This window comes from Sphingomonas sp. S2M10 (assembly GCF_012650175.1).
Classification (GTDB): Bacteria; Pseudomonadota; Alphaproteobacteria; order Sphingomonadales; family Sphingomonadaceae; genus Sphingomonas.
The window spans coordinates 86,492-109,619 of sequence record NZ_JAAILI010000008.1 but is presented as its reverse complement, the minus strand read 5'-3'; the positions used below and the strand labels follow the sequence as shown (position 1 = coordinate 109,619).

General features: G+C 67.5%; 24 protein-coding genes. 11 read left to right on the top strand and 13 right to left on the bottom strand.

The window, feature by feature from the left end; genetic code table 11:
• Positions 1–17: 17 nt before the first annotated feature.
• From S2M10_RS02080 to S2M10_RS02065, 4 genes are read right to left on the bottom strand one after another with little or no spacing between them, the layout of a single operon-like run.
• Positions 18–749: a copper homeostasis protein CutC gene (locus S2M10_RS02080; RefSeq protein ID WP_247650560.1), complete on the bottom strand. Its 732-nt coding sequence runs from the start codon at positions 747–749 to the stop codon at positions 18–20.
• A 54-nt stretch (positions 750–803) separates the two neighbouring features.
• On the bottom strand, positions 804–1,718 hold the full coding sequence (locus S2M10_RS02075; RefSeq protein ID WP_348770515.1) for a hypothetical protein: 915 nt from the start codon (positions 1,716–1,718) through the stop codon (positions 804–806).
• Positions 1,661–2,008 carry a hypothetical protein gene (locus S2M10_RS02070; protein ID WP_168844632.1) on the bottom strand — a complete coding sequence of 116 codons (348 nt, stop codon included), beginning with the start codon at positions 2,006–2,008 and terminating at the stop codon, positions 1,661–1,663. Before S2M10_RS02070 ends, S2M10_RS02075 begins: the two co-directional genes overlap by 58 nt.
• Entirely contained in the window at positions 2,001–3,320 is a 1,320-nt protein-coding gene (locus S2M10_RS02065; RefSeq protein ID WP_168844631.1) for a replication-associated recombination protein A, read from the bottom strand. The genes S2M10_RS02070 and S2M10_RS02065 overlap by 8 nt, the downstream gene beginning before the upstream one ends.
• Before the next feature lie 126 nt (positions 3,321–3,446).
• Here S2M10_RS02065 and ubiM point away from each other — a divergent pair, with 126 nt between their 5' ends.
• The 3 genes from ubiM (at position 3,447) to S2M10_RS02050 (ending at position 5,884) form a co-directional block, all read left to right on the top strand.
• Positions 3,447–4,619 carry a 5-demethoxyubiquinol-8 5-hydroxylase UbiM gene (ubiM, locus tag S2M10_RS02060; protein ID WP_168844630.1) on the top strand — a complete coding sequence of 391 codons (1,173 nt, stop codon included), beginning with the start codon at positions 3,447–3,449 and terminating at the stop codon, positions 4,617–4,619.
• A 260-nt stretch (positions 4,620–4,879) separates the two neighbouring features.
• Positions 4,880–5,488, top strand: coding sequence for a PadR family transcriptional regulator (locus S2M10_RS02055; protein WP_168844629.1), 609 nt, complete (start codon positions 4,880–4,882; stop codon positions 5,486–5,488).
• 72 nt (positions 5,489–5,560) lie between these two features.
• Complete coding sequence (locus S2M10_RS02050; protein ID WP_168844628.1) at positions 5,561–5,884, top strand: DUF2218 domain-containing protein; 324 nt, start codon at positions 5,561–5,563, stop codon at positions 5,882–5,884.
• 57 nt (positions 5,885–5,941) lie between these two features.
• Here S2M10_RS02050 and S2M10_RS02045 read toward each other — a convergent pair whose 3' ends face one another.
• Complete coding sequence (locus S2M10_RS02045) at positions 5,942–8,458, bottom strand: TonB-dependent receptor (protein WP_168844627.1); 2,517 nt, start codon at positions 8,456–8,458, stop codon at positions 5,942–5,944.
• Between the two features lie 149 nt (positions 8,459–8,607).
• On the bottom strand, positions 8,608–9,759 hold the full coding sequence (locus S2M10_RS02040) for a glycosyltransferase family 1 protein (RefSeq protein WP_168844626.1): 1,152 nt from the start codon (positions 9,757–9,759) through the stop codon (positions 8,608–8,610).
• Positions 9,760–9,856: 97 nt separating this feature from the next.
• Between S2M10_RS02040 and S2M10_RS02035 the strand changes: the two genes are divergently transcribed.
• A complete protein-coding gene (locus S2M10_RS02035; RefSeq protein WP_168844625.1) occupies positions 9,857–10,075 on the top strand; it encodes a DUF2945 domain-containing protein in 219 nt (72 codons plus the stop codon).
• Positions 10,076–10,129: 54 nt separating this feature from the next.
• On the opposite strand, the gene S2M10_RS02030 is transcribed toward S2M10_RS02035, so the two are convergent.
• Positions 10,130–11,668 (bottom strand): peptidase S10, encoded by a 1,539-nt coding sequence (locus S2M10_RS02030; protein ID WP_168844624.1) that lies wholly within the window; start codon positions 11,666–11,668, stop codon positions 10,130–10,132.
• A gap of 27 nt (positions 11,669–11,695) precedes the next feature.
• Positions 11,696–12,196 (bottom strand): GNAT family N-acetyltransferase, encoded by a 501-nt coding sequence (locus S2M10_RS02025; RefSeq protein WP_168844623.1) that lies wholly within the window; start codon positions 12,194–12,196, stop codon positions 11,696–11,698.
• A gap of 234 nt (positions 12,197–12,430) precedes the next feature.
• Between S2M10_RS02025 and S2M10_RS02020 the strand changes: the two genes are divergently transcribed.
• The gene (locus S2M10_RS02020) at positions 12,431–13,114 is read left to right on the top strand and encodes a CAP domain-containing protein (RefSeq protein WP_348770514.1); all 684 of its coding nucleotides are present in this window, start codon (positions 12,431–12,433) and stop codon (positions 13,112–13,114) included.
• A 76-nt stretch (positions 13,115–13,190) separates the two neighbouring features.
• Here the strand turns inward: S2M10_RS02020 and S2M10_RS02015 are convergent, their stop codons facing one another.
• The 3 genes from S2M10_RS02015 to radA all read right to left on the bottom strand — a co-directional run bounded on the left by S2M10_RS02015 (position 13,191) and on the right by radA (position 16,174).
• A complete protein-coding gene (locus tag S2M10_RS02015) occupies positions 13,191–13,760 on the bottom strand; it encodes a L,D-transpeptidase (RefSeq protein WP_247650559.1) in 570 nt (189 codons plus the stop codon).
• A gap of 53 nt (positions 13,761–13,813) precedes the next feature.
• Complete coding sequence (locus S2M10_RS22360; protein ID WP_211090814.1) at positions 13,814–14,506, bottom strand: PEP-CTERM sorting domain-containing protein; 693 nt, start codon at positions 14,504–14,506, stop codon at positions 13,814–13,816.
• Between the two features lie 288 nt (positions 14,507–14,794).
• Positions 14,795–16,174, bottom strand: a complete 1,380-nt coding sequence (radA, locus tag S2M10_RS02005; protein ID WP_168844621.1) for a DNA repair protein RadA — start codon at positions 16,172–16,174, stop codon at positions 14,795–14,797.
• 103 nt (positions 16,175–16,277) lie between these two features.
• On the opposite strand from radA, the gene S2M10_RS02000 reads away from it, so the two are divergent.
• From S2M10_RS02000 to S2M10_RS01980, 5 genes are all read left to right on the top strand, one after another.
• Positions 16,278–16,856: a CvpA family protein gene (locus S2M10_RS02000; protein ID WP_168844620.1), complete on the top strand. Its 579-nt coding sequence runs from the start codon at positions 16,278–16,280 to the stop codon at positions 16,854–16,856.
• 95 nt (positions 16,857–16,951) lie between these two features.
• Positions 16,952–17,386, top strand: a complete 435-nt coding sequence (locus S2M10_RS01995; protein ID WP_168844619.1) for an iron-sulfur cluster assembly scaffold protein — start codon at positions 16,952–16,954, stop codon at positions 17,384–17,386.
• Entirely contained in the window at positions 17,386–19,167 is a 1,782-nt protein-coding gene (locus S2M10_RS01990) for a cation:proton antiporter (protein ID WP_168844618.1), read from the top strand. Before S2M10_RS01995 ends, S2M10_RS01990 begins: the two co-directional genes overlap by 1 nt.
• A gap of 15 nt (positions 19,168–19,182) precedes the next feature.
• A complete protein-coding gene (locus S2M10_RS01985) occupies positions 19,183–19,524 on the top strand; it encodes a DUF423 domain-containing protein (RefSeq protein WP_168844617.1) in 342 nt (113 codons plus the stop codon).
• Positions 19,521–19,880: a hypothetical protein gene (locus tag S2M10_RS01980; protein WP_168844616.1), complete on the top strand. Its 360-nt coding sequence runs from the start codon at positions 19,521–19,523 to the stop codon at positions 19,878–19,880. Before S2M10_RS01985 ends, S2M10_RS01980 begins: the two co-directional genes overlap by 4 nt.
• A 49-nt stretch (positions 19,881–19,929) precedes the next feature.
• Here the strand turns inward: S2M10_RS01980 and S2M10_RS01975 are convergent, their stop codons facing one another.
• Positions 19,930–20,073, bottom strand: coding sequence for a DUF2256 domain-containing protein (locus tag S2M10_RS01975; protein ID WP_168844615.1), 144 nt, complete (start codon positions 20,071–20,073; stop codon positions 19,930–19,932).
• 4 nt (positions 20,074–20,077) lie between these two features.
• Positions 20,078–21,955, bottom strand: a complete 1,878-nt coding sequence (locus S2M10_RS01970) for a M1 family metallopeptidase (RefSeq protein ID WP_168844614.1) — start codon at positions 21,953–21,955, stop codon at positions 20,078–20,080.
• Between the two features lie 119 nt (positions 21,956–22,074).
• Here S2M10_RS01970 and S2M10_RS01965 point away from each other — a divergent pair, with 119 nt between their 5' ends.
• Positions 22,075–23,052, top strand: coding sequence for a methyltransferase (locus S2M10_RS01965; protein WP_168844613.1), 978 nt, complete (start codon positions 22,075–22,077; stop codon positions 23,050–23,052).
• Positions 23,053–23,128: the final 76 nt, after the last annotated feature.

Below are 23,128 nucleotides of genomic sequence, written 5' to 3'. Positions count from 1 at the left end.
TTACATATTGGTATTGTTCAAGCACTAGGTTGCGTTCGAAGCAATTTAGCCAAGGCGGAAACGGCTGCGGGGTCCGTGGCCAAACGTGGGCCGGTCTGGAAACCAAAGGCGATTTCCTGCGCATCGGCCATGCCCTGCGGCCTGCGGCAAGAGGCATGGACCTCGCGCACGCCGGTGTCCAGGATCGGCGGCAGCGTCGTCTCGTCGATTCCGCTGCCGGCGAGGATGGTCAGCCGGTCGCCCGCGGCGCGGACCAGCGCCGTCAGCGTCTCGCGCCCGTCCATCGCCTTGGGCGCTCCGCCCGAGGTGAGGATGCGATCGAAGCCGAGTTCGATCGCAATTTCCAGTTCCGTCATGGGGTCAGGGCACAGGTCAAATGCGCGATGCAGCGTGAGCGACAGCGGCCGATCCCTGTCCCGCGCAACCGCTATCCAGCCGGCAAGCATCGCGGCGTCCAGCCGATGATCGGCGCGGCTGGCCCCGATCACGACGCCGGCCAGCCCGGCCTCCGCTGCAGCGCGGATGTCCGAGGCGACCAGCGCTGCTTCGGCGGCGGTGTAGGTGAAGTTGCCGTCGCGCGGCCGGGCAAGAAGGTGCACCGGGATGGGCGCCTGCGCTGCGGCGGCGATCAGCGAGGCGGGCGGGGTCAGTCCGCCCACTGCAAGGGCTGCGCACAATTCGATTCGATCCGCACTGCCAGCGATGGCCGCTTCGATCCCGGCGACGTCTTCGACACAGACTTCGAGCATGCGGCGCATAAGGTATCGGATCCGATTTGGCAGGTTCTAGAAAAGTCCTATTCCTCAGGGCACGCCGAAGGTCCAGCCTTCGGTGCGTGCCAGATCACGGGTGAGGCCGGCGGGCTGCCACAGGTCGTGGCGAGTCGCGGCGACCCGGAGCCAGGCGGCGCTGAGGATCGCATCCGTGGCATGGTCGTCGGCGCGGGAAAGCGGGGCATGCGGTGCCGAGCCGAAGGCGGCGAGCAGGGTGTCCAGCGTTGCCGCGTCGCGGATCTTGGAAATGCCCTTGCGCATCCCGGCCAGCCGCGCTGCCAGCGACGTGTAGATTTCCACCAGCACCGGGCCGCGCGCCGGCACCGGATCGAAAGGCCACAGCGCGAAGCGGCCGCGCAGCCGATGCAGGACCCGCATGCCGGTCAGGCTGGATTTGCCCACCTGACTCGCGCCAACCAGGTTGAAGCAGCTATAGGGCGAAAGCGCCATTGCCTCCTGTCCCAGTTCGCACACCCGGAAGCGGCCACGTCCGCCGGGGAACAAGTCGCCGCAATCGCCCATCTGACGGAAGTGCCGCCGCGCCTCGGGATGCCGAACGAAACTGGTCGCTGCCAAGTGCGGGTCGGCCTCTGACAGACGATCGACCAGCGCCCAGAGCGCCGGCCCGTCGGCGGGGCTCTGCTCCCAGCTGGGGAAATAGGCACCGGCATCGATAAAGGGGAAGGCGGGGGAGAGATCGAGCCCCACCAGCGCGCGCGTGTCCGTCTGGGCGAGCCCCTCCAGAAAGGCGAGAATGTCGCCGCGCGACCAGGGCCGGTCGATCAGTACCGGCGCGGCATCGCCGACCTGGGCATGCGCGACGGCAAGTCCCTTGGGCCGCTCGACGGCCTGGCCCGACCAGTCGATCGCGATAAAGTCGGTGAAGTTCAGGGGCGCGCCCCCATGCCGGCGGCAATGCGCTGCGCCTTCCTGGCGCGATCCCACCAGGCGCGCTGGATATAGAGCTCGATCCGCTCGCGCGCCGGCGTGCCGTAGCGCACGAGCAGCATGGGATACCCGGCATAATGGTCGGTCTGCCAAAAGGTCTCCGGATCGGTTTCGAGCAGCAAGGGCTTCTCCTCCAGCGCGACCATCAGCCCGAAGCTGCCGGGATGCTTGGCGTAGGACATCAGCCCCTTGCCGTTGATCTTGGGGCAGGGCGTTCCCCACCAGGGTGCCATCGCCACGTCCGGCAGCGTCAGCGCATAGGCGCAGGCATCGTCCCAATCATCCATCGCGCCGCCGTTCCCGCATCTCCGCCCACCAGGCAAGCCGCTCCGCCACCCGCTTCTCATGGCCGCGATCGGTGGGGGTGTAGAAGGTCTGCGGCTCCATCTCGGCCGGCCAGTAATTGTCGCCCGAGAAGCCGCCCTCGGCATCATGGTCATAGGTATAGCCGGTGCCATAGCCGATCTGCTTCATCAGCTTGGTCGGCGCGTTCAGGATGTTCTGCGGCGGCATCAGCGAGCCGGTTTCCTTCGCCACCTTCCACGCCGCCTTCTGCGCCTTGTAGGCGGCGTTGGATTTGGGCGCTGTCGCCAGGTAGAGACATGCCTGGACGATCGCCAGTTCGCCCTCGGGCGAGCCGAGAAAGTCGTAGGTGTCCTTGGCCGCCATGCACTGCACCAGCGCGTTGGGGTCGGCCATGCCAATATCCTCCACCGCCATGCGGACAAGGCGGCGGAGCAGGTACAGCGGCTCCTCGCCGGCGGTGAGCATGCGGGCGAGATAATAGAGCGCAGCCTGCGGATCGGACCCACGGACCGACTTATGCAGCGCCGAGATCAGGTTGTAATGCCCCTCGCGATCCTTGTCGTAGACCGCGACCCGGCGCTGGAGAAAGGCGGAGAGCCCGGCGGGGTCGAGCGGCGCCTCGAACTGCACCGAGAACAGCGTCTCGGCCTGGTTGAGCAGGAAGCGGCCGTCGCCGTCCGCGCTGGCCACCAGCGCGTCGCGCGCCTCCGGGATGAGGGGCAGGGGGCGGTCCTCCAGCGCCTCCGCGCGATCGAGCAGCTGACACAATGCGTCGTGATCGAGCCGGTGCAGGATCAGCACCTGCGCGCGGCTGAGCAAGGCGGCATTGAGCTCGAAGGAAGGGTTTTCGGTGGTCGCGCCGACCAGCGTGACGGTGCCGTCCTCGACATAAGGCAGGAAGCCATCCTGCTGGGCGCGATTGAAGCGGTGGATCTCGTCCACGAATAGCAGCGTGCGCTTGCCGATCCGGGCATGGTCGCGCGCCTCGGCGAACACTTTTTTGAGGTCGGCGACGCCCGAGAACACCGCCGAGATCGCGACGAAGCGCAAGCCCACTGCATCGGCGAGCAGCCGCGACATGGTGGTCTTGCCGGTACCCGGCGGTCCCCAGAAGATGATCGAGCTGAGCTTGCCCGCCGCGACCATCCGCCCGATCGCGCCCTGCGGGCCGGTGAGATGCTCCTGCCCGACGACTTCGTCGAGCTGCTGCGGGCGCAGCCGGTCGGCGAGCGGGCCGCCAGCGGGGGTGGAGTCGGCGGCGGGTTGTTCGTGGGTCGCAAAAAGGTCGGCCATTGCGGCCAAGATAGGCGTAAGTGCGGCGATTTGCATCCTTCCTCGGCATCGGTGCGGGTTGATCCCGCGCAAGGCATCCCTCTGCGCCCCGCCGCACCGTTCGCCCGGTATCAAGGAGGATCGGGGATGGACTGCGACGTCGTCATCGTCGGGGGAGGGCCGGCGGGCCTCGCCTTCGCGCGCTCGCTGGAAGACAGCGGGCTCAGCATCGTGCTGCTCGAACGCGCGCCGCTGGACGCGCTGGCGAACCCGCGGTTCGACGGGCGAGAGATTGCGCTGACGCACGGATCGCAGCGGATCCTCGAGGCGCTCGGCGCCTGGGGGCGGCTGCCGGCGGAGGAGATCGCGCCGATGCACGCGGCCAAGGTGCTCAACGGCAATTCGCCCTTCGCGCTCGACTTCACTGCGGGGGGCGGGAAAGACGATCAGCTCGGCTATCTGGTGCCCAACCACCGCCTTCGAGCCGCGCTATATGATGCGGTGAAGCATCAACCCGCCCTCAAGCTGGTGACCGGGGCGGAGGTCGTCCATGCCCGCTCGGGCGCCACCGGGCCGCGCGCGGAGGTGCTGCTCTCCTCGGGCGAGGTGGTGCGGGCGCGGCTGCTGGTGGTGGCCGATTCGCGCCTGTCCAAGACCCGCGAGGCGCTGGGGATCGATACCGACCTCAATCCGCTGGGCCGATCGATGCTGGTGGTGCGCGTGCGCCACGAACTGCCCCACGGTGCGACCGCGCTCGAATGGTTCGACCATCGCCAGACGCTGGCGCTGCTGCCGCTCAACGGCAATATGGCCGGCGCGGTGCTGACCCTGCCAGAGGAGGCGGCGCGGCGGGTGGCGGCGTTCGACGATGCCGCGCTCGCCCGCGACCTCACCCGCCGCTTCCGCCAGCGCCTGGGACGGATGGAAGTGGTGAGCGATCGCAACGTCTATCCGCTGGTCACCACCTGGGCACATCAGTTCGTCACCGGTCGCGCGGCGCTGATCGGCGATGCGGCGGTGGGGATGCATCCGGTGACGGCGCATGGCTTCAACTTGGGGCTGAGCGGGCAGGCGCTGCTCGCGGCCGAGGTGCTGGGCGCGGTGCGGCGGGGGATGAACCCGGCGCTGCCGGCGGTGCTGCGGCGCTTCGAGAACGGCCACCGCGCCGCGTGCAAGCCGCTCTATACGGGCACCAACCTGCTGGTGCGGCTGTTCACCGACGAGCGGCTGCCCGCGCGCGCGATGCGGCACGCGGTGCTGCGGCTGGGGGCGGGTCTGCCCTTCGTGCGGCCCACGGTACGGGCGATGCTGACGCATTGAGGCCTGCATAAAGCCCCTCCCCTTCAGGAGCGTCAGGTGAACCGCACCCCGTGCGGTTCAGGTCCGCCTGGGAGGCGGACCGACCTGAGGCTGGGTTGGGGTGGGGCAGTGTCTCACCGAGTCCAACTTCTGGTCTGGAGTCCCTCCACCCCCAACCCCTCCTTCAAGGAGCAGGGGCTAAGACAACCCAAACCCTCTTGCATAGTCTATCTTAAGATATATCTTGTGCGCATCACGACTCGCACAGGATGCACAGCACCATGTTTTCTCCCTTCGGCCGACACGGCCATCATCACCATCATCACGACCGCCATTTCGGTCCCCGCGGACGCGGCGGCTGGGGCGGGAGCTTCCCTGGCGGCTTCGACATGGCCTTCGCGATGGGCGAGCGCGGACAGGGCGGGCGCGGCCGGCGCATGTTCGGCGGCGATGAGCTTCGCCTTCTCCTGCTCAAGCTGATCGAGGAAGCGCCGCGCCACGGCTATGACCTGATCCGCGAGATCGAGGCGCGCTCCAACGGCGCCTACGCTCCGAGCCCGGGTGTCGTGTATCCCACGCTCACCATGCTCGACGACATGGACCTGATCGCCGAGCACAAGAGCGAGGGCGCCAAGAAGCAGTTCGCGATCACCGAAGCCGGCACCGCGCATCTCGCGGAGAACGCAGCGGAAGTCGCCGCGCTCTTCCAGCGGCTGGCCGATCTCGGCGAGCGCCATGCCCGCACCAGCGGCGGGCCGGTCCGGCGTGCGATGCACAATCTCAAGGCCGTGCTCGCGGCGAGTGTGTTCGATGAGGAGGTCGACCCCGATCGCCTGCACGCGATCGCCGAGATCCTCGACGAAGCGGCGCGCAAGATCGAACGGCTCTAGGCAACGATGCCCCGGATCGAGGTGTTACGCCGACGGCTGGGGCTCGTCCCCACGTCGGCCAAGGAGAGAAGAATGACGATCGCCCGCTATGCCAGCCATGCGCTGGTGCCGACCGACCATGCCAGCCGCTATCTCCAGCAGCTGTGCAAGCATTGGCAGCACAATCTGCAGGTGGAATTCACGCCCGAGAACGGCACGGTGGTCTTCCCCAAGGACGCGCGCGGCGCGGACTATCCTGGAGACGCGGTGGTGACGTTCGACGTCGCCGAAACCGGCCTGGAGATCCGCGTCGACGCGACATCGGAAGAGCAGCTGGACGCGCTGAAGGGCGCGGTCGCCCGGCATCTCGATCGCTTCGCCTTTCGCGAGGGCGAGTTGCAGTTCGACTGGCAGTAAGCCACGAAAAAGGGGCGGGAACACGCGGTTCCCGCCCCTTGCCCTGGGTTGTACGGATCAGAAGCTGAAGCGGACCGACCCCGTGATCGTGCGGCCGTTCAGCGTCTGTGCGGTCGCGACGCCAGAGGCCGGGACGGCCGCCGAATTGACCGATACGAACGCCAGCTTGTCGAACACGTTGTAGACGTTGAGGCCGATCTGCAGGCCGTTCACCGGGCGGACCTGCACGAACGGGCTGACGATGGTGTAGCCGGGCTGCTTCAGCAGGTTGCCGTCCTGCGCGAAGCTGCTGGTGGTGCCGATCAGGTTCGTACCGATCGTGAAGCGCTTCACTTCGAACTGCGGGGTTGCCTGGAAGATCAGGTCCGGCTGGTGGCGGGGGGTGTTGCCGACCAGCGTCTTGTCGGCCCTGTCGGCGTCGATCTTCGCCTTGGTGTAGGTAGCCCCCATCCGCAGGCTCAGCGGGCCATGCTCGAACAGCCCTTCGACCTCGACGCCCTTGGCACTGTAATCACGGTCGATCGGCAGCACCACGGTAGCACCGGTGGCGTCGGCGCCGACCTGAAGATTCTTGTCCGTTGTCGATGCCCAGAAGCCGGTGGCGAACAAGGTCACTCCGTCCTTGCGGAACTTGACGCCCGCTTCGGCCTGCTTGACCGGGCCATAGGCCATTGCCGGATCGGTCAGCGCGCCCGAAGCCGGATTCACCGCAGGCGAGAAGTAGAGGCGCTCGGCGCTGGCACGCGCGCCGCGGCTGTAGCGGGCGAATACCGATAGCGGCTCGGCGATGCGGTAGTTCGCGCCGACCGAGTAGGAGGCGTATTTGTAGCTATAGTCCGCCAGACCCGGCTGCGAAAGGGGCAGGACCGCCACGCTGCGTTCCGGCAGCGCGATAGTGCCGTCGCGGTTCATGTCGATCGGCGCTAGGCCGACACGTCCGCCGCCGAGATCGGCACCGTACAGCGTGCCGGTAACCTTGCCGAAGTCATAGCGGAGGCTGCCGCCGATCGACACTGCGCCGATCTGGTAATTGACGGAGCCATAAGGTGCGAAGACGCGATAGTGGAGATCATAGCGGCGGCGATACGCGCCGGTGCCGCGGATGCCGTAATTGAGCACGCCGCCCTGCGTAACCGGTAGGCCGCCCGCAGTCAGCACGTCGACATAGGCCGAGTTGCCGCCGCCAGCGATGTCGAACACGTCGGTCAGAAGGTGCAGGTTTTGGACCATTGCCTGCGACGAGGCGTAGAAGCCGGCGGTCGTCGTCAGCTTGCCTTCGCCCAGGCCCCAGACCCGGCTGCCGCGGAAATCGTTGGTGAAGTTGTCCAGGCTCTCGAGATCCGAATGCATCTCCAAGCCGTACATCAGCAGGCCATTGCCGTTCAGCGCCGACGGATTGGCGATCGCCTTGCCGGCGTTCGGACCGGTGGCGTAGCGCAGCGTCGCGCCGGGGCCTGCAAAGGCGGGCGCGAGTGCAGCGGCCGGCAGCAGCGCCAGCGAGCCGCTCTCGTTGTACGTGCCGGAGATCGCGGCGTAGCGCATCCGATCGCTGAACGTCCAACCGGCGATGTCGAACTGCGCCTCCAGCCCGATCGATGCGACCTTGCTGTGGTTGCCTTGGCGCAGATCGACATTGGTCACGTTGTTGTTGCCGTCGAGCGCGAGGATCGACGACTTGTAGCGCGAGTAGAGGGTGTCCTTCCGCGGATCCAGGCCGGGGATCGTGCTGTAGACCGGGTCCGCATTGGTGCCCCGCACCGATACCGGCACCATCGCGTAATTCGGCTCGCGATCGTTCAGATACTTGCCGTAGAGGCGAATATACCCGTTCCCGAACGTCTTGGTCACGTTCAGCTTGATCTGGCCGCCCTTGAACGCGTCATAGCCCGTCGCGCGCGGTCCTTCGCCCTGACGATAGAAGCCGCCAATGTTGAAGCGCACGGTCTTGCTCAGATGGCCGCCATAATTGAAGTCGGCGCGGCCCAGTTCATGGTCGATACCCGAGGAAAGCTGCAGCGTGCCGCCGTCTTCGTCGCCGGTCTTCGAGATGAAGTTGACCAGCCCGCCCGGCGAGTTCGACGCGAAGGTCGACGCCGAGCCGCCGCGAATCGCCTGGACCTGCGAGAGGCTGAGATCGGTGCGCAGGAATGCCGTGGTCGAGGCGAAGTGGATGTCGCCGAATTCGAGGACAGGCAGGCCGTCTTCCTGGATCTGCAGGAACTTGGAGCCGTCCGCCGCCATCGGCAGGCCGCGAATGGTGACGGCGGTCAGCCCGTCGGTGCCGGCGGTTTCGGCGCGGATGCCGGGCATGTTGCCCAGCACTTCGGCGATCGAGCGCGTGCCGATCTTCTGGATCTCGTCCTCGTCCAACGCGCTTGCCGAAATCGCCGAATCGAGCAGGTCGCGTCCCTTGGCAACGCCGGTGGTGAAGGCCTGTTTGGGTGCCTGAGGCGTCGCCGCCGGCTCATCGCGGGACGTGGCCGCTGACTCGGTATTGGCGGCCTGCTGGGCATGGGCAGGAACAACGAACAGTGCGCAAGACGCAGCGAGCGTCAGGCGAAGGCGATGCGACATGGAGACCCCTATTGGCTTGTACGTAGGGGGCGATGTGGTGCAGCGCGCGTTAAGGTTTTGAAATAACCAGCTTAGGTAGAAATACGGCGGTTAGCCGGCGAGTGAGGCGGTCCCTTGCGGGCCGACCTCCCGAACTGTGTTTGCCAGCCTCAGCCGCGGCTCCGGTCGAGCACTTCCAGATAGCTGTCCAATACGGCTCGGTTGACTCGGTCCCACACATAGGCCTGGGCCTTTTCGTGCCCTGCTGCGCCCGCCGATGCGGCCAGCACCGGATCCGCAATCAAGCGACCGATCGCGCCGGCATAGGCATCGACGTCGCGCGGAGGCACCAGGAACCCGTTCACGCCTTCCTCGACCAGGTCGATCGCGCCGGTCGCACGGGCTGCGACGATGGGAACGCCGCACGCCATCGCTTCCGAGGTGACGTTGCCGAAGGTTTCCGTGACCGACGGGTTGAACAGCACGTCCATCGAGGCGACGGCACGTGCGAGATCGTCGCCGCGCTGGAAGCCGGTGAAGATCGCGCCCGGTACATGGTCCGCGAACCATTGCCGTGCCGGGCCCTCGCCGATCACCAGTACCTTGTGGGGTACGCCGCGCTCGGTCAGCCGGTTGCAGACCTGCGCGAAGATATCGAGCCCCTTCTCCAGCACCAGGCGGCCGAGGAAGCCGACGGCGAATTCCTGGTCGCCGATGCCCAGCGACCGGCGCCATTCGAGGCTGCGACGGGCCGGGTTGAAGCGGTCATGGTCCACGCCGCGCGACCAGATACGGATCGGCGTCGTCACTCCCCAGCCGCGGATCAGCTCTGCGGTGGAGTTGCCGGGGGTCACCACCTGGTCAACACGATTGTAGAATCGCGTCAACAGCTTGATCAGCAACGGTTCCACGAAGCCGAGATGGTAATAGGCCGGATAGGTTTCGAACCGGGTGTGCAGCGAGGCCAGCGTGGCGATGCCATTGCTCCGCGCCCATTTCACCGCCCCGTGACAAAGAAATTCGGGGGCGGAGACGTGCACCATGTTCGGGGCGAACGCCGCCAGATCCGCGCGGATACTCTTCGGCAGTCCGGTGGCGAACTTGTACTCGGCACGGCCGCCGGGCACCGGCCAGGCTGGCACGCTCACCAGATCGCCGGTGGGCGGGAAGGCGGGGGTATCGGTCGTCGGCGAATAGACGCGAACGGTCACGCCCTGGTCGAGCAGGAAGCCGACGAGCTTGTTCAGCGCCTGGTTCGCACCGTCGCGAACATAGTTGTAATTGCCGCTGAAAAGCGCGACGCGAAGATCGGAGGGTTGCATGTTCGCCCTCCGCATAGTCGCGCACGGGCGGGCGGGCAAGCGGACGTCATGTGTCCACGTCACGGAACGGCTGCCAAGCTTGCCGGTTCTGCCATCCATGAGCAAGCATTTCGCGAAGGGCGCCGCGGTGCGCTGGAACTGGGGCAGCAGCCATGCCGAGGGCAAGGTTGCCGAGCGTTTCGATCGCCGCGTGCAGCGGACGATCAAGGGCGAGAAGATCGTCCGCAACGGAACAAAGGACAATCCGGCCTATCTCGTCGAGCAGGAAAATGGCGGCCGCGCGCTGAAGCTGGAGAGCGAGCTGGACGCGAAGTGACCGCGGCAACGCCCCAGCCTCTCCCCTGACGAGGAGAGGCTGGGGCGGGGCTGGTTACCGGACGTACAGCGCCCGCGCATCGGCCTTGAACGCTTCCGCACTCGCGCGGCGGGCGTAGAACATGTGGCCGCCGGGATAGACGCCCAGCTTGACGCGCTGCTCCACGCCGAACCGCGGCATCTGATCGATGATCAGTCGGGACCCGAAATAGGGGCAGGACAGATCGTTATAGCCGTGCACGATCAGCACGCCCATCTTCGGATCGTTCGCCACCGCCTTGCGCAGCTCGCTGACCGGCGCATCGTCGGGCGTGCCGCGGTCCCATGCCGCGTTCACCGAATAGGAAAGCGCGTTGTACTGCGCGCCCGTCTTCCAGCCCACTTCGCGGGTGATGAAATCCACCATCGCGCTGGTGGTCGGCGCGATAATTCCTTCCAGGATCGGATCGCCCGACTTGCGTTCGGCGGAGTTGGGGAAGGGATCGAAGGCATCGACGTTCGAATCATAGACGCTGCCGATCTTGCCGTCGTCGCGATGCACTTCGCGCAGATAGGTGCCTTCGTCGATCCGGCCGTCGAGCCGGCGGACGAGCTGCGGATCAAGACCGGTGAGCTCGGTGACCTTCGCGCTCAGGCGGGCCGTGGCCTGCGGATCCGATCGGCCCGCGAGAAGATCGGTGGCGAACGCGCCGCGGGTATAGGCCTCGACGCCCGCCATCGCCTGCGGCGTGAGCTTGCCCTGGCGCTCCAGATGCCCGGCGGCCATCGAGGGCAGGGCGATCATCCAGGGTAGCGGGGACAGCGCATCCGATCCGGCGGTCGCCGCCGGATCAAGATAGGGGGATACCATCACCATGCCGTTCACGCCGACGCCGAGCTGGGTCTGCAGCTCATAGGCGATGCGCGGCGCGCGATAGCCGCCATAGCTTTCGCCCATCAAGAATTTGGGCGAGCGCAGCCGCTCATTCTTGACCAGCCAGTCATAGACGATGCGCGAGAGATATTTGATGTCGGGTTCGTTGGCGTAGAACGCCTTCTTGGTCGCCGCTTCGTCGACCAGGCTGCGGCTGAAGCCGGTGCCGATCGGATCGATGAACACCAGATCGGTCATGTCCAGCCAGCTGGCGGGATTGTCGACCAGCAGCGGCGCGTCCGAGGGCGCGTCGCCCTTGTCGCCGAACTGCACCCGCTTCGGGCCTATCGCGCCGAGATTGAGATAGACGGAGGAAGCGCCCGGCCCGCCGTTGAACGCGAAGGTCACCGGCCGCTGCGGGCCGCCCCCGGGCACGACATAGGCGGTGTAGACCACCTCGCCGATCTTCTTGCCCTTCGCATCATAGACCGGAAGCTTGCCGACCGTTGCCTGATAGCGGATGGGCTTGCCGCCGATCATCGCGGTCTGGCCGATCGTCTTGTCGGCGGGCAGCGGCGGCAGGTCGGCCTTTTCCTCGCCTTTTTCCGCCGCAGCATCGGTTTTCTTGTCCTGTGCCGGCGCTTGCGGTGCGAGAAAAAGGGCGGCGACGCTGGCCGCGATCAGGATGCTGTGGCGCAAGAACGGATCCCCCGGAATGTTGGGCACCCAGCCTAGCGCCATGCGCCGGCCAAATCCATCACCTGCCGCTTAGAGCGGTCGCCACATCCATCGTGCCGCCGGGCCATAGGCTGCCACCTTGTCGGCCAGCGCCGATGGCGGCGTTTCCGCGCGGAAGCCGAGCCGTCGCCAATAGTCGGCGGCGCCCTCCACCGCGATCAGTTCGGCGCGCTCCAGGCCGGCGGCGGCGGCCAGCGCCATGCCGTGCGCCACCAGAAGCTGCCCGATCCCGGTTCCGCGCGCTGCGGGCGAGACGGCCAGATCGTGCAGGTACAGCGTATCCCCGTCTTGATCCGAGGCAAGCACCGTGCCGACAGCGGGCGGCGATCGGCGCGGCCAGGCATGGGCAAAGAGATAGGCGAGCAGGCACCCCTCCCGTTCGATAACCAGGTTGAAAGGTGCCGCCACTCGCAGGCGGCTCGCAAAGGCGTCTTCAGGCTCGACCAGGAACGCGGGATAGACCTGCGACTGAAGGACAAGGGCCGGCGCAAGATGGCGCGGCAGGAAAGGCGTGGGAACGGGTGCGGACATGCGCCGCCTTTTGCCAGCGCCGCGGCGGTGTGGACAGCATCGCATCTTGTCGTCGTCGCCATCGGAAAATTGCGTAGTGCTCCGCTAATCCGCTGCCGTCCGGCTCGAGCACATAGTTAATTACCGGTTATCCCTGGTCAATAACCAAAGTCATGCACCAGATATTTGCGCGTAGTGCGTCACATCAACCCAGGCAATTCGGCCATTCCATGGCCGTAATGTTTGGAGTTTCCGGTGGCTGGTGTGCGGATGATCGTGCGCGCCGTCTTGGCGAGTGGCGCATTTCTACTGATCGCAGCGAATGAAGTGCCGAGCCTGGAAGATCAGGTCCTTGAGCGGGTCAATCATGTCCGCCAGGATCCGGTCGCCTATGCCGAGCGGCTGCGCCGGTTGCGCGCGCATTTCCGCGGGAACATCTTGTACCTGCCCGGCTATGAGCGCGGGCAGATCACCCGTGAAGGCGTCGATGCGGTGGAGGAGGCTATTGCCTTTCTCGAACTGCAGCAGCCGCTACCGCCCCTGACCCGCGCCGAATTGCTCGGCCTTGCCGCGCGCGACCATGTCGTGGTGCAGGGCGCGCTCGGCACGCGGGGCCATTTTTCGCCGGATGGTGCCTCGCCGGGAGATCGCGTTCAGCGCCGCGGCGGCGGCCGGCTGGTGGGGGAAGACATTTCCTATGGCTATGCCGATGCCGACGAGGTCGTCCGCCAGTTGGTGATCGACGACGGCGTGCCCGACCGCGGCCACCGCGAGCTGCTGTTCAACCGTGACCTCCGCTATGCCGGCGTCGGTTGCGGCAGCCATAGCGCCTATGGGCATATGTGCGTGATCGACGTCAGCCGCACGCGCAACGGCATGTCGGTCTATGCCGCGCTCGCCCGCAACGAGGAAAGGGCGATGGTGCCGGGCGCACGCTGAGCGTCGAACCGCGACATGTTGCTGGAGGGTGGGGCCCGCTTCAACGGCGGCGCTTCCCGGATCCGTGTCGGACGATCTAGCGCACCACCGAGACCAGATCGCCGCGCTTCACGACCCCGAACAGACGCTTTGCAAACGCCTCCGGCACGCCGATACAGCCATGGGTGGCGAGACCTTGGCGGACGTTGCTGCCATGAATGGCGATCCCGTCATTGGTGAGCCACAGCGTGTACGGCATCATGGCGTCATAGGCGTTTGACCGGTGGTTCCGCTCCATGCCCCGGATGGGGAAGTTGCCGATCGGGGTAGGGGTTTCGTCCTGGCCGTAGAGAACGACGCTGGTCGCAATCTCGTCCTCGCCGCGGAACACGGACAGGATCTGGCGCGACAGGTCTATGCGAAGCCAGATCCTGCCCGGGGGAATGCCGGCATCATCCCAGACGAAGGTGCCGAACGCCATGCGGTCCGGCACGTGCAGCAGGCTGCGCACCACGCGGGTGCTGCCGTCGCCAAGCCGCAGTTGCTGCTGGTCACTGTCCGAGAAGCGAATGCGTCCGCCTGTTGTTTCGGGCATCGGCCGGCTCGCGGTCGATGCCTGCCGCGCGGGTCGGGGCACGAAGGCCTTGGCCGCGAGCGCGACCAGCAACAAAGAGGCCGCGCCAAGGGAAATCCATAGGCCGAGTTGGGGCCGCATCCGCATCAGGCCGAGGCTTCGCTCCGGTTGCGCCGACGCATCACGCCGCCCAGGATCCCGAATGCGGTGACGAGCATCAGCCACTGCGAAGGCTCCGGCACGCCCGGCGGGACCGGCGTGGGCGGCGGCGGAGGCGGCGGCGGGGGTTCCGGCGTAGGTGTTGGTTCCGGCGTAGGCGTCGGTTGCGGCGTGGGAGTTGGTTCCGGCGTAGGTGTGGGGGTCGGCGTAGGCGTCGGCGTATCAATGCCGAGCGGTGGTGCTATGCCGCCGCCTCCGCCGCCGCCACCGCCGCTCGGGACGATGGAGTTGCCGCCAAAGCTTGCCGGGCCAGGTGCGGGCACGATGTCCGCAAACGGGGACAGCGACCCGAAATTCGACGCAAGTGCCGTCATCCCTTCGAGCGGTGCGTCCGCCGGCAACGGCAGCGACGCCGGTATGGGGGCCTGATCCGCCGAAAGGTCGAAGGCCTTGGGATAGGCAACACCGTTTCTGGCGAGCGAGTCGGGCGTGAGCGCGCCGCGCGGGTTCTTCTTGGCGACCCGGCTATATTTGCGCTTGCCCTTGGTGCTGTGTGCGCCGGCTTCCCGAACCCCCGGCGATCGCGCCGTCAGCACGGAAAGCGCCTTGGACACCTCCTGCACCGCTGCAGCGACGGTCGGCACGGCGACGCCGGCCGAGGTAGCCGAAAGCAGTGTCACAGCTGCTGCTGCGACGCCCAACTTGCGTGCGCGGTGCCGCCCCTGTGGGTCCTTTCTCGCTTTCAAGTCAGTGCTCCCGCCCCATTTTGCTCGCATACGCCAGCAGGTGTTAACTATTCGCAACTGTGGTAAACACTTAGCACGACTCAACTACGAGAGTCGCTCATTGGTTCCGGAGAAAGCCCGGCGGCAGTTGCTGCCGCCATTCGGCCTCTCCGCTGACGTGCCGGGTGTACCAAACCGACCGCGCGTTAACCAGCATGAATACGCATTAATGCAGATATGGAGCTATTTCCCGAGCAACTGCTCCACCAGCCCGCCGAGAGTGCGGTAATCGGCCACACGCAGGGGCAGCGGGTCGCTGCCCTTGGCATGGGGGGAGGCGGGCGCGAGGGCCTGTTCGAAGCCCAGCTTGGCGGATTCGCGCATCCGCAACGCCGCATGGGCGACAGGGCGGACTTCGCCGGACAGCGCGATTTCACCGAAGACGACGGCATCGGCGGGGATTGGTCGCTCCGACAGGGCAGAGACCAGCGCGGCGGCAACCGCCAGATCGGCGGCGGGATCTTGGATGCGGTAGCCGCCGGCGATGTTGAGATAGACTTCGCAGGCCGAGAAGCTGAGGCCGCACCGCGCCTCCAGGACCGCGAGCACCATCGACAGGCGCGCCGAATCCCACCCGACCACCGAGCGTCGCGGCGTGGCGCCGGAGCCGAGACGCACGGTAAGCGCCTGTACTTCCACGAGTACCGGCCGCGTGCCTTCCAGCGCCGGGAAGACGACGGTGCCGGTGACGCTCTCGTCGCGCTGGGTGAGGAACAGCGAGGAGGGGTTGGCGACTTCGGCGAGCCCCTCGGTCTGCATCGCGAACACGCCAATCTCGTCGGTACCGCCAAAACGGTTCTTTACCGCGCGCAGGATGCGGTACAGGTGGCTGCGCTCGCCTTCGAAGGCGAGCACGGTGTCGACCATGTGCTCCAGCACGCGCGGCCCCGCGATCGACCCGTCCTTGGTGACATGGCCCACCATCACCAGCGCGGTGCCGCGTTCCTTGGCGAAGCGGATCAGCTCCTGTGCGCTGGCGCGAACCTGGCTGACGGTGCCGGGAGCGCCCTCGATCAGGTCGGAATGCATCGTCTGGATCGAATCGATGATCAGCAGGTCGGGTGGCGTGCCCAGGCTCAGCGTGGTGAGGATGTCGCGCACCGAGGTGGCGGCGGCGAGCTGCACCGGCGCCTGGCCCACGCCCAGCCGGCGTGCGCGCAGCCGCACCTGATCGGCCGCCTCTTCGCCCGAGACATAGGCCACCGAAAGCCCGCGAGTGGCGATTCGCGCGGCGGCCTGGAGCAACAGCGTCGACTTGCCGATGCCGGGATCGCCGCCGATCAGCGTCGCCGAGCCTTCGACGAAGCCGCCGCCCAGCGCGCGATCGAATTCGGCGATGCTGCTCGGCATCCGCTCGGGCAGGGCAATCTCGGTATCGAGCCCGGAGAGCTGGATCATCCGGCCGCCCGTTTGCAGATGATGCTTAGCCTGGAACGGCGTGGGCGCGCCGCCGGCCTCCTCGACCAGGGTGTTCCATTCCGCGCAATCGGCGCATTGCCCCGCCCATTTCGACGTGACCGACCCGCAGGCCTGGCAGACATAGCGCTTCTGGAGTTTTGCCATGAATTGCCTGTAGCGGAGTGGAAACGAAAAGGGAACGGCACCCGTGGTGCGCCGAAGGCACGGTGCCTCTTCACCGCCGGCGCCACGCTGCTATGGAGCATGCATGACCGGGCTCGACATCATCACGCTGCTCATCATCGCCGGTGCGGCGATCCTCGGCTTCCTGCGCGGCTTCACCACCGAGGTACTGGCGTTCCTCGCCTGGATCCTCGTCGTCGTGGCAGTGAAGTTCTTTCACGCCGGCTTCACCGCGCTGCTCGCGCCGCTGATCGGTACCGAGGGCGGGGCGGCGGTGCTCGCCTTCGCGCTGCTCGCCGGGACGAGCTATTTCGGCGGGCGGCTGATCGCCAACACGCTGGGCGGGCAGATGCGCAACTCGGCGTTGGGGCCGATCGATCGCGCGCTGGGCGTCGGCTTCGGCGTCGCCAAGGGGCTGATCCTGGTCAGCATGGGGTTCCTGGTGCTGATGCTGGTGCTCGACACGTTCGAAGGCGGGCGGGCGCACCGGCCGAAATGGATCACCAAATCGGTCACCTATCCGCTGCTCGATACGACGAGCGCGGCGATCGGCGACTTTGTCGACCGCCGCCGCAGGGGCGAGCCGGTGTTCGGCGGGGACGATGCAAGCGGGGATGCAGCGGCACGGGACGACTCTCGCCCGCGCCGGCGCGGGGCGGACTGATCCTCGCTGTGCCGGACCATCGACTTCGCGCAACCCATACCAAGGAAGGGCAATTCGCGCTCGCAACTGCCGGGCGGCTACCCTAGATCGGGGGCATGAATGCCCCGCTCTACAATATGGAAATCCTGCGCCTTGCCGCAGCCATCCCCCATCACGAGCGGCTGGCGGCGCCCGGCGGCACCGCCGAGAAGCGATCGCCGGTATGCGGAAGCCGCGTCACCGTGGACATTTCCGTCGATGACTCGGGCCGCGTCGCCGAGCTGGGCATGCTGGTCCGCGCCTGTGCGCTCGGCCAGGCCTCGGCCGCGCTGCTGGGGGAAGCGGTGCTCGGCCGCACCCCCGCGGAAATCGCTACCGCGCGCGACGCGCTGACCGCCTGGCTCGCGGGCGAGCGCGAGACGCCCCCGGACTGGCCCGGCATGGCATTGTTTGCGCCCGCCCTGCCGCATCGCGGCCGCCATGCCTCGATCCGGCTGGCGTTCGAGGCCGCGGCGGAAGCGGCGACGATCGCGGCCGAGGCGCGCGTCTGATGGAACATGCGGCCGACGGTTCGCTGCTCGCCGATGCGGTGCCGATGCTCGGCTTCGCCTTGTTCTTCGTGCTGCTGTTCCGGCGGCTCGGCCTGGGTGCGACACTGGGGTTTCTCATCGCGGGGGCGCTGGTCGGGCCGCATGTGCTGGGGCTGGTGGGCGATGCCGAGGGCAAGATGGGCATTGCCGAGCTCGGCATCGCGCTCCTCCTGTTCCTCGTCGGCCTCGAGCTGAGCCCGTCCCGTCTGTGGCGGATGCGGCGCGACATTTTCGGGCTCGGCTTGCTGCAGGTCGCGCTGTGCGGCGTCGCGATCGCGGCGATCGTCTGGCTGGTGACCGGCTCCACGCTTGCGGCGGCGCTGGCGCTGGGCCTGCCGATGGGGCTTTCCTCCACCGCGCAGGTGCTGCCGCTGCTGCAATCGGCCGGCCGCCTGCGCACGCCCTTCGGCGAACGGGCCTTTGCGATCCTGCTGTTCCAGGACCTGTCGATCGTCCCGCTGATCACCATCGTCGCGGCGATGTCGCGCAACCCTGCCGACCAGGGCGGGCCGCCGGGATGGCTGCTGGGCCTCTACACCGTCGGCGCGATCGTCGGGCTGGTGCTGGCCGGGCGCTTCCTGTTGCGGCCGCTGTTCCGCCTGATCGGCAATCTCGACGAGCGCGAGATGTTCGTCTTCGCCGGTCTGCTGACGGTGATCGCCAGCGCCGCGGTGATGGAGGCGCTGGGCCTTTCCGCCGCGCTGGGGGCATTCATCGCGGGCGTGATGCTCGCTGATTCGCCTTTTCGCCACGAGCTGGAGGCCGATGTGGAGCCGTTCCGCTCGATTCTGCTGGGCCTGTTCTTCGTCGCCGTCGGCATGACGCTGGACCTCCATGCCATTGCCGAGCGCCCCCTGTTCGTAGCCGGCATGGCGCTGGCGCTGATCGCCACCAAGGCGGTGCTGATCATGGGGCTGGGCCTGTTGTTCGGGATGAAGCCGCGCGGCGCGTTCGCGCTGGGGGTGCTGCTCAGCCAGGGCGGCGAGTTCGGCTTCGTGCTGTTTGCCCAAGCGCAGAAGGCGCTGCTGATCGAGCCGCAGGCGGCCAGCGTGTTCAGCGCGATCGTCACCGTCTCGATGGCGACCACGCCCTTCCTGATGATGGCCACCCGGCGCCTGCGTGCCGAGCCCCTCAAGGCCGGCGACATGCCCGATGGTCCGCGCCAGGAAGGTGCCAACGCGCTGGTGGTCGGCTATGGCCGCTTCGGGCAGACGGTGGCGCAGATGCTGATCGCGCAGGGCATTCCCGTCACCATCATCGATCGCGACGTGGAGATGATCGAGACTGCCGGCAGCTTCGGCATGAAGGTCTATTATGGCGACGGCACCCGCATCGACCTGCTCCGCCAGGCGGGCGCGGCGGATGCCGAACTGATCCTGTTCTGCCAGGACGGCGATGCGATGGACACCGAGGTGGTGGAGGGCGTGCATGCTGCCTTCCCCAAGGCGAGCATCTTCGTGCGCGCCTATGATCGCCGCAGCGTGATCAAGCTGAAGGGCGCGCCGCTGGCCGGCGTGGTGCGCGAGGTGCTGGAAAGCGCGATCGTGATGGCACGCCGGGCCATGGACGCGGTAGGGGTGGACGGCGCCGAGATCGACAAGACCGAGGCGGAATATCGCCGCACCGACATTGCGCGGCTGAAGGCGCAGAAGGAGACCGGCGACCTCTATGCCGGGCGTGACGGCCTCTTCAGCCAGTCGGCGGGGGCGACCGCCGCGGTGCAGGACCGGGGCGATGGCTGAGGCGGGAGCGAGCGCATGAACTGGATTGCGGTGTTGGCGGCGCTTTCGGGCGCGATGGCGGTGGCGGCGGGCGCGTTCGGCGCGCATGGCGCGCAGGGGCAGGCGGTCGAGTGGCTCAAGACCGGCGGCCAGTATCAGCTGGTGCACGCGGTGGCGGCGCTGGTGGCGCTGCAGCTCGGCGCGCGCGGGCCGGCCTGGCTGTTCGTGGGCGGCGGCCTGGTGTTCGCCGGCACGCTGTACCTGATGGCACTCGGCCTGCCGCGCTGGCTCGGCGCGGTGACGCCGCTCGGCGGGGCGGCCCTGATCGTCGGCTGGTTGTGGCTGGCCTGGGCGCTGGCCTTGAAGATCCCGAAATGAGCGAAGCACAGGCGCCATGGGATCCGGCGCAGGTCCGCCTCTGGCTCGAACGCCGGATCAAGGCCGCGCGCGCGGACCAGGACGTGGCCGACCGCTATGGCCGCGACCGCGAGGACGAGTATGACAAGGCCGCCGCCGAGGAATGGGTGTGCGAGCAGTTCCGGCACAGCGATGCGGTCGAGGATCAGGCGCGGTTCGGCGACGCGCTCAAGGCACTGCTGAAGAAAGACGATTTCTATCGCGCCGGGGTGCGCAGCGATCAGCGTTTCGAGCGCGAGGTGAAGGCCTATCTGCGCAAGCTCGCCAAGATGGCGAAGACGAATACGGGCTTCGGGAAGACGCTGCGCTATCAGTGAGGACCAACGCTTAGCCCCTCCCCTGAAGGGGAGGGGCTTGCGTGCAGTATCACTTCCCCGCGCGCCGGCACCGATCCGAGCAATAGATCACATTCTCCCAATCGCGCTCCCACTTCTTTCGCCACGCGAACGGGCGCTGGCAGACCGGGCAGGTCTTGGTGGGAAGGTCCTGCTTGGCGACGCCGCGCGGCATGGGATCAGTCCGCGCCGACGATCTTGGCCACACCCGCCGCAACGGTGGGGTGGTAGCTCGCCTTCGAGGCTGCATAGAAGCGCCGCGCGATCGGCGCGCCCCACACGCCCTGCGCCATCAGATCCTTGTAGATCGGGTAGATCAGCAGTCCGCGGCCGACGCTGCCGACCAGCTTTTCGATGCTCGGCACCGCCGGATCGTAGCGGTTGGCGATCGCGAGCTCGCCCCAGGCCGAGCGGACATAGGCGTTGTTCGATGCCGACAGCCCCAGCGTCTCGTCCAGTTCCTTCAGCCGCGCCGGCGTCTGCTGGCGGTTGAGCCCGTTGAGGAAGCGCAGCCATTGCTGGGTCGCCCAGCCCTGCGGCTGCACCGCCGCAACCGGCCCGCCCGCATTCACCGCCGCCAGCTGCGCGTCGACCGCCTTCAGCGTCGCCGACTGGACGTGGACGGCATTGTTCGGCAGCCCGGCGGCATAGGCCCATGTGTCGAGCTGGAGATTGGCCTCCAGCCCGGCATCGCCCTTCACCAGATGCGTGCGCAGGTCCGCCAGGAAACCGGCGGTGGTCTGCGGCTGGAAGGCATGGCGGTCGAAATAGCCGCGCAGATACGCGTCCCAGCGCGCGCGGCCGACGATGCGCTCGATCGTGCGCAGGAAGGTCGAGCCCTTGAAGTAATCGAGCTGGCCGAAGGTCGCGCCGGGATCGCCGTGCAGCCGCGTCGTCGGGGCCTCCATGCCGCCGGCATCGGCGATGTCGCGCTGGAGCCCGTCCCATTCGAGATCGGCGTCGGTCGCGGCGCGCTCCTTGCCGTAGACCGCCTCCATGATGCGGTTCTCGAAATAGGTGGTGAACCCCTCGTTCAGCCAAGAATCCGACCAGGTCGCGTTGGTGACGAGGTTGCCCGACCAGCTATGCGCCAGCTCATGCGCCACTACGTCGACGTTCGACCGGTCGCCGGTGATGATGGTGGGCGTGAGGAAGGTGAGGGTGGGGTTCTCCATGCCGCCATAGGGGAAGCTCGGCGGCAGCACGAGCATGTCGTAGCGGCCCCAGCGATAGGGGCCGTACAGCGCCTGCGCGGAGTCGATCATCTTCTCGACATCGGCGACTTCCTTGGCAGCCGCGGCGAGCATGCTCGGCTCGGTCCACACACCGGCACGCGGACCGACGGGCTGGAAGGCGAGATCGCCCACCGCGAAGGCGATCAGATAGGGCGGCACCGGCTTGTCCATGCGGAAGCGGAAGCTGTGCCAGCCCTTGCCCGCGGGCACGCCCTTGGCGCCGTCGATCCGCGCGCCGCTCGCCACCGCGACGAGGTCGGCCGGGACGGTGAGCGTCGCGGACCAGGTCTGGCGGATGCCGGGGCTGTCCTGGGTGGGGATCCAGCTGCGGTTGTTGATCGGCTGGCCTTGGCTGAACAGATAGGGCTTCTTCTTGCCGGCGGTCAGCGCAGGGGCGAGCCATTGCAGCGCCGAGGCGCCGGGCGCGGTCGCGTAGTGGACCACGATCCTGCGCGCGCCGTTCAGCTGTACCATCAGCGGCGCGCCGAGATCGGGTGTGGCCGCGCCGACCGTGAAGGGCAGCGGCTTGCCGGCCGCGTCGGTCACCTTGGCGATCACCAGCCCGTCATCGTCGAGCACGATCTCGGTTGCGTTTGCTGCGGCGCGGATGTCGAGCGTCGCGGTGCCACTGAGCGTCTTGCTCGCGAAATCGGCGCGCAGGTCGAGTGCGACATGGGTGACGCGGGCGATCTCCGGCCGCGCATGGGTCCACACATCCTTCGCCTCGGGCGTGGTGAGGATCGGCGCGAGCGCGGGCTGCTGGGCGAGGGCGGGGGAGACGAGCATGGTCGAAGCGGCGAGAGCCAGGGCTAGAATGCGCATGCCACGGAGCTAGGCGCTGCCGCGGCACTGGGCAAGGCGATTGCCGTGGATCAATCAGATGGCGCCGGACCCTCTTCGGACCCGTAACGTTGATGCGGGAGGTTCGAAGGGGGATGTGCATGGAAAGCCTGGTGGCGGAGCGGCCGGTGACGGCGGAGGGCGAGGCGGCGGCCCTGCGCGACCTGCTCGCCACTCTCAAGCAGCGGGACTACCGCTTCATTACGCCTACCCCAGCCACCCATGCGCGCGTGCTCGCCCGGGCGGACCGGCAGCGCGCGACCGACCTGCGCGATGTCTTCGGCTGGAGCCTGCCCTTCGCGCACGATCTGCTCGATGCGGCGTTGCTGGAGGCGCTGGAGACCGCTGACCTGATCGAGGCGGCGGCGGGCGACCTGCTGCGGAGCAAGGTCCGCGTCTCGACCCTCGGGCGCGACCTGCTGGTGCATTCCGCCTATCCGACCGACGATACCCATGCGGTGTTCTTCGGCCCCGACAGCTATCGCTTCGCGCGCTTCATCGCCGACGAACTCCGCCGCTGCCCGGAGCGGGAAGGGTCGACGCTGGTCGATATCGGCACCGGCGCCGGTGCGGGGGCGATCGCCGCCGCGCATGGCTGTCCCAAGGTCGACATCGTGATGACCGACATCAACCCCGCGGCGCTGCGGCTGGCGCGGGTGAATGCGCAGGCGGCGGGCATCGAAGCGCGGTTCGTGCTGGGGGAGGATCTGTCGGGGATCGCGGGCGTGCTCGACCTGGTGCTGGCCAATCCGCCCTATATCATCGATCCCGCCGGCCGCGCCTATCGTGATGGCGGCGAACTGTACGGCGCCGGGGTGGCGCTGGCCATGGCCTGCGAGGCGGTGCCGCGCCTGGCGGCAGGCGGGCGGTTTTTGCTCTACACCGGCAGCGCCATCGTGGGCGGGAAGGATGCGCTGCACGATCGGCTGGTGCAACTCGCCGCGGCGGAGGGCTGCCGGCTGCGCTATGAGGAGATCGATCCGGACGTGTTCGGCGAGGAGCTGGAGACCGCGGCATATGCGGATGTCGAGCGCATCGCGTTGGTGACCGCGGTGATCGAGCGGCTGCACACTTATTAAGCCCCTCCTCCTTGGAGGAGGGGTTGGGGGTGGAGGGATTCCAGAACGGAGGTTGGTCTCTGTGAGACACTGCCCC

Bases quoted from the DNA above. Each gene is read 5' to 3' on its own strand.
- S2M10_RS02080 (WP_247650560.1), bottom strand. From the start codon at position 749: ATGCTCGAAGTCTGTGTCGAAGACGTCGCCGGGATCGAAGCGGCCATC.
- S2M10_RS02070 (WP_168844632.1), bottom strand. From the start codon at position 2,008: ATGGATGATTGGGACGATGCCTGCGCCTATGCGCTGACGCTGCCGGAC.
- S2M10_RS02065 (WP_168844631.1), bottom strand. From the start codon at position 3,320: ATGGCCGACCTTTTTGCGACCCACGAACAACCCGCCGCCGACTCCACC.
- ubiM (WP_168844630.1), top strand. From the start codon at position 3,447: ATGGACTGCGACGTCGTCATCGTCGGGGGAGGGCCGGCGGGCCTCGCC.
- S2M10_RS02055 (WP_168844629.1), top strand. From the start codon at position 4,880: ATGTTTTCTCCCTTCGGCCGACACGGCCATCATCACCATCATCACGAC.
- S2M10_RS02050 (WP_168844628.1), top strand. From the start codon at position 5,561: ATGACGATCGCCCGCTATGCCAGCCATGCGCTGGTGCCGACCGACCAT.
- S2M10_RS02045 (WP_168844627.1), bottom strand. From the start codon at position 8,458: ATGTCGCATCGCCTTCGCCTGACGCTCGCTGCGTCTTGCGCACTGTTC.
- S2M10_RS02040 (WP_168844626.1), bottom strand. From the start codon at position 9,759: ATGCAACCCTCCGATCTTCGCGTCGCGCTTTTCAGCGGCAATTACAAC.
- S2M10_RS02035 (WP_168844625.1), top strand. From the start codon at position 9,857: ATGAGCAAGCATTTCGCGAAGGGCGCCGCGGTGCGCTGGAACTGGGGC.
- S2M10_RS02030 (WP_168844624.1), bottom strand. From the start codon at position 11,668: ATGGCGCTAGGCTGGGTGCCCAACATTCCGGGGGATCCGTTCTTGCGC.
- S2M10_RS02025 (WP_168844623.1), bottom strand. From the start codon at position 12,196: ATGTCCGCACCCGTTCCCACGCCTTTCCTGCCGCGCCATCTTGCGCCG.
- radA (WP_168844621.1), bottom strand. From the start codon at position 16,174: ATGGCAAAACTCCAGAAGCGCTATGTCTGCCAGGCCTGCGGGTCGGTC.
- S2M10_RS02000 (WP_168844620.1), top strand. From the start codon at position 16,278: ATGACCGGGCTCGACATCATCACGCTGCTCATCATCGCCGGTGCGGCG.
- S2M10_RS01995 (WP_168844619.1), top strand. From the start codon at position 16,952: ATGAATGCCCCGCTCTACAATATGGAAATCCTGCGCCTTGCCGCAGCC.
- S2M10_RS01990 (WP_168844618.1), top strand. From the start codon at position 17,386: ATGGAACATGCGGCCGACGGTTCGCTGCTCGCCGATGCGGTGCCGATG.
- S2M10_RS01985 (WP_168844617.1), top strand. From the start codon at position 19,183: ATGAACTGGATTGCGGTGTTGGCGGCGCTTTCGGGCGCGATGGCGGTG.
- S2M10_RS01980 (WP_168844616.1), top strand. From the start codon at position 19,521: ATGAGCGAAGCACAGGCGCCATGGGATCCGGCGCAGGTCCGCCTCTGG.
- S2M10_RS01975 (WP_168844615.1), bottom strand. From the start codon at position 20,073: ATGCCGCGCGGCGTCGCCAAGCAGGACCTTCCCACCAAGACCTGCCCG.
- S2M10_RS01970 (WP_168844614.1), bottom strand. From the start codon at position 21,955: ATGCGCATTCTAGCCCTGGCTCTCGCCGCTTCGACCATGCTCGTCTCC.
- S2M10_RS01965 (WP_168844613.1), top strand. From the start codon at position 22,075: ATGGAAAGCCTGGTGGCGGAGCGGCCGGTGACGGCGGAGGGCGAGGCG.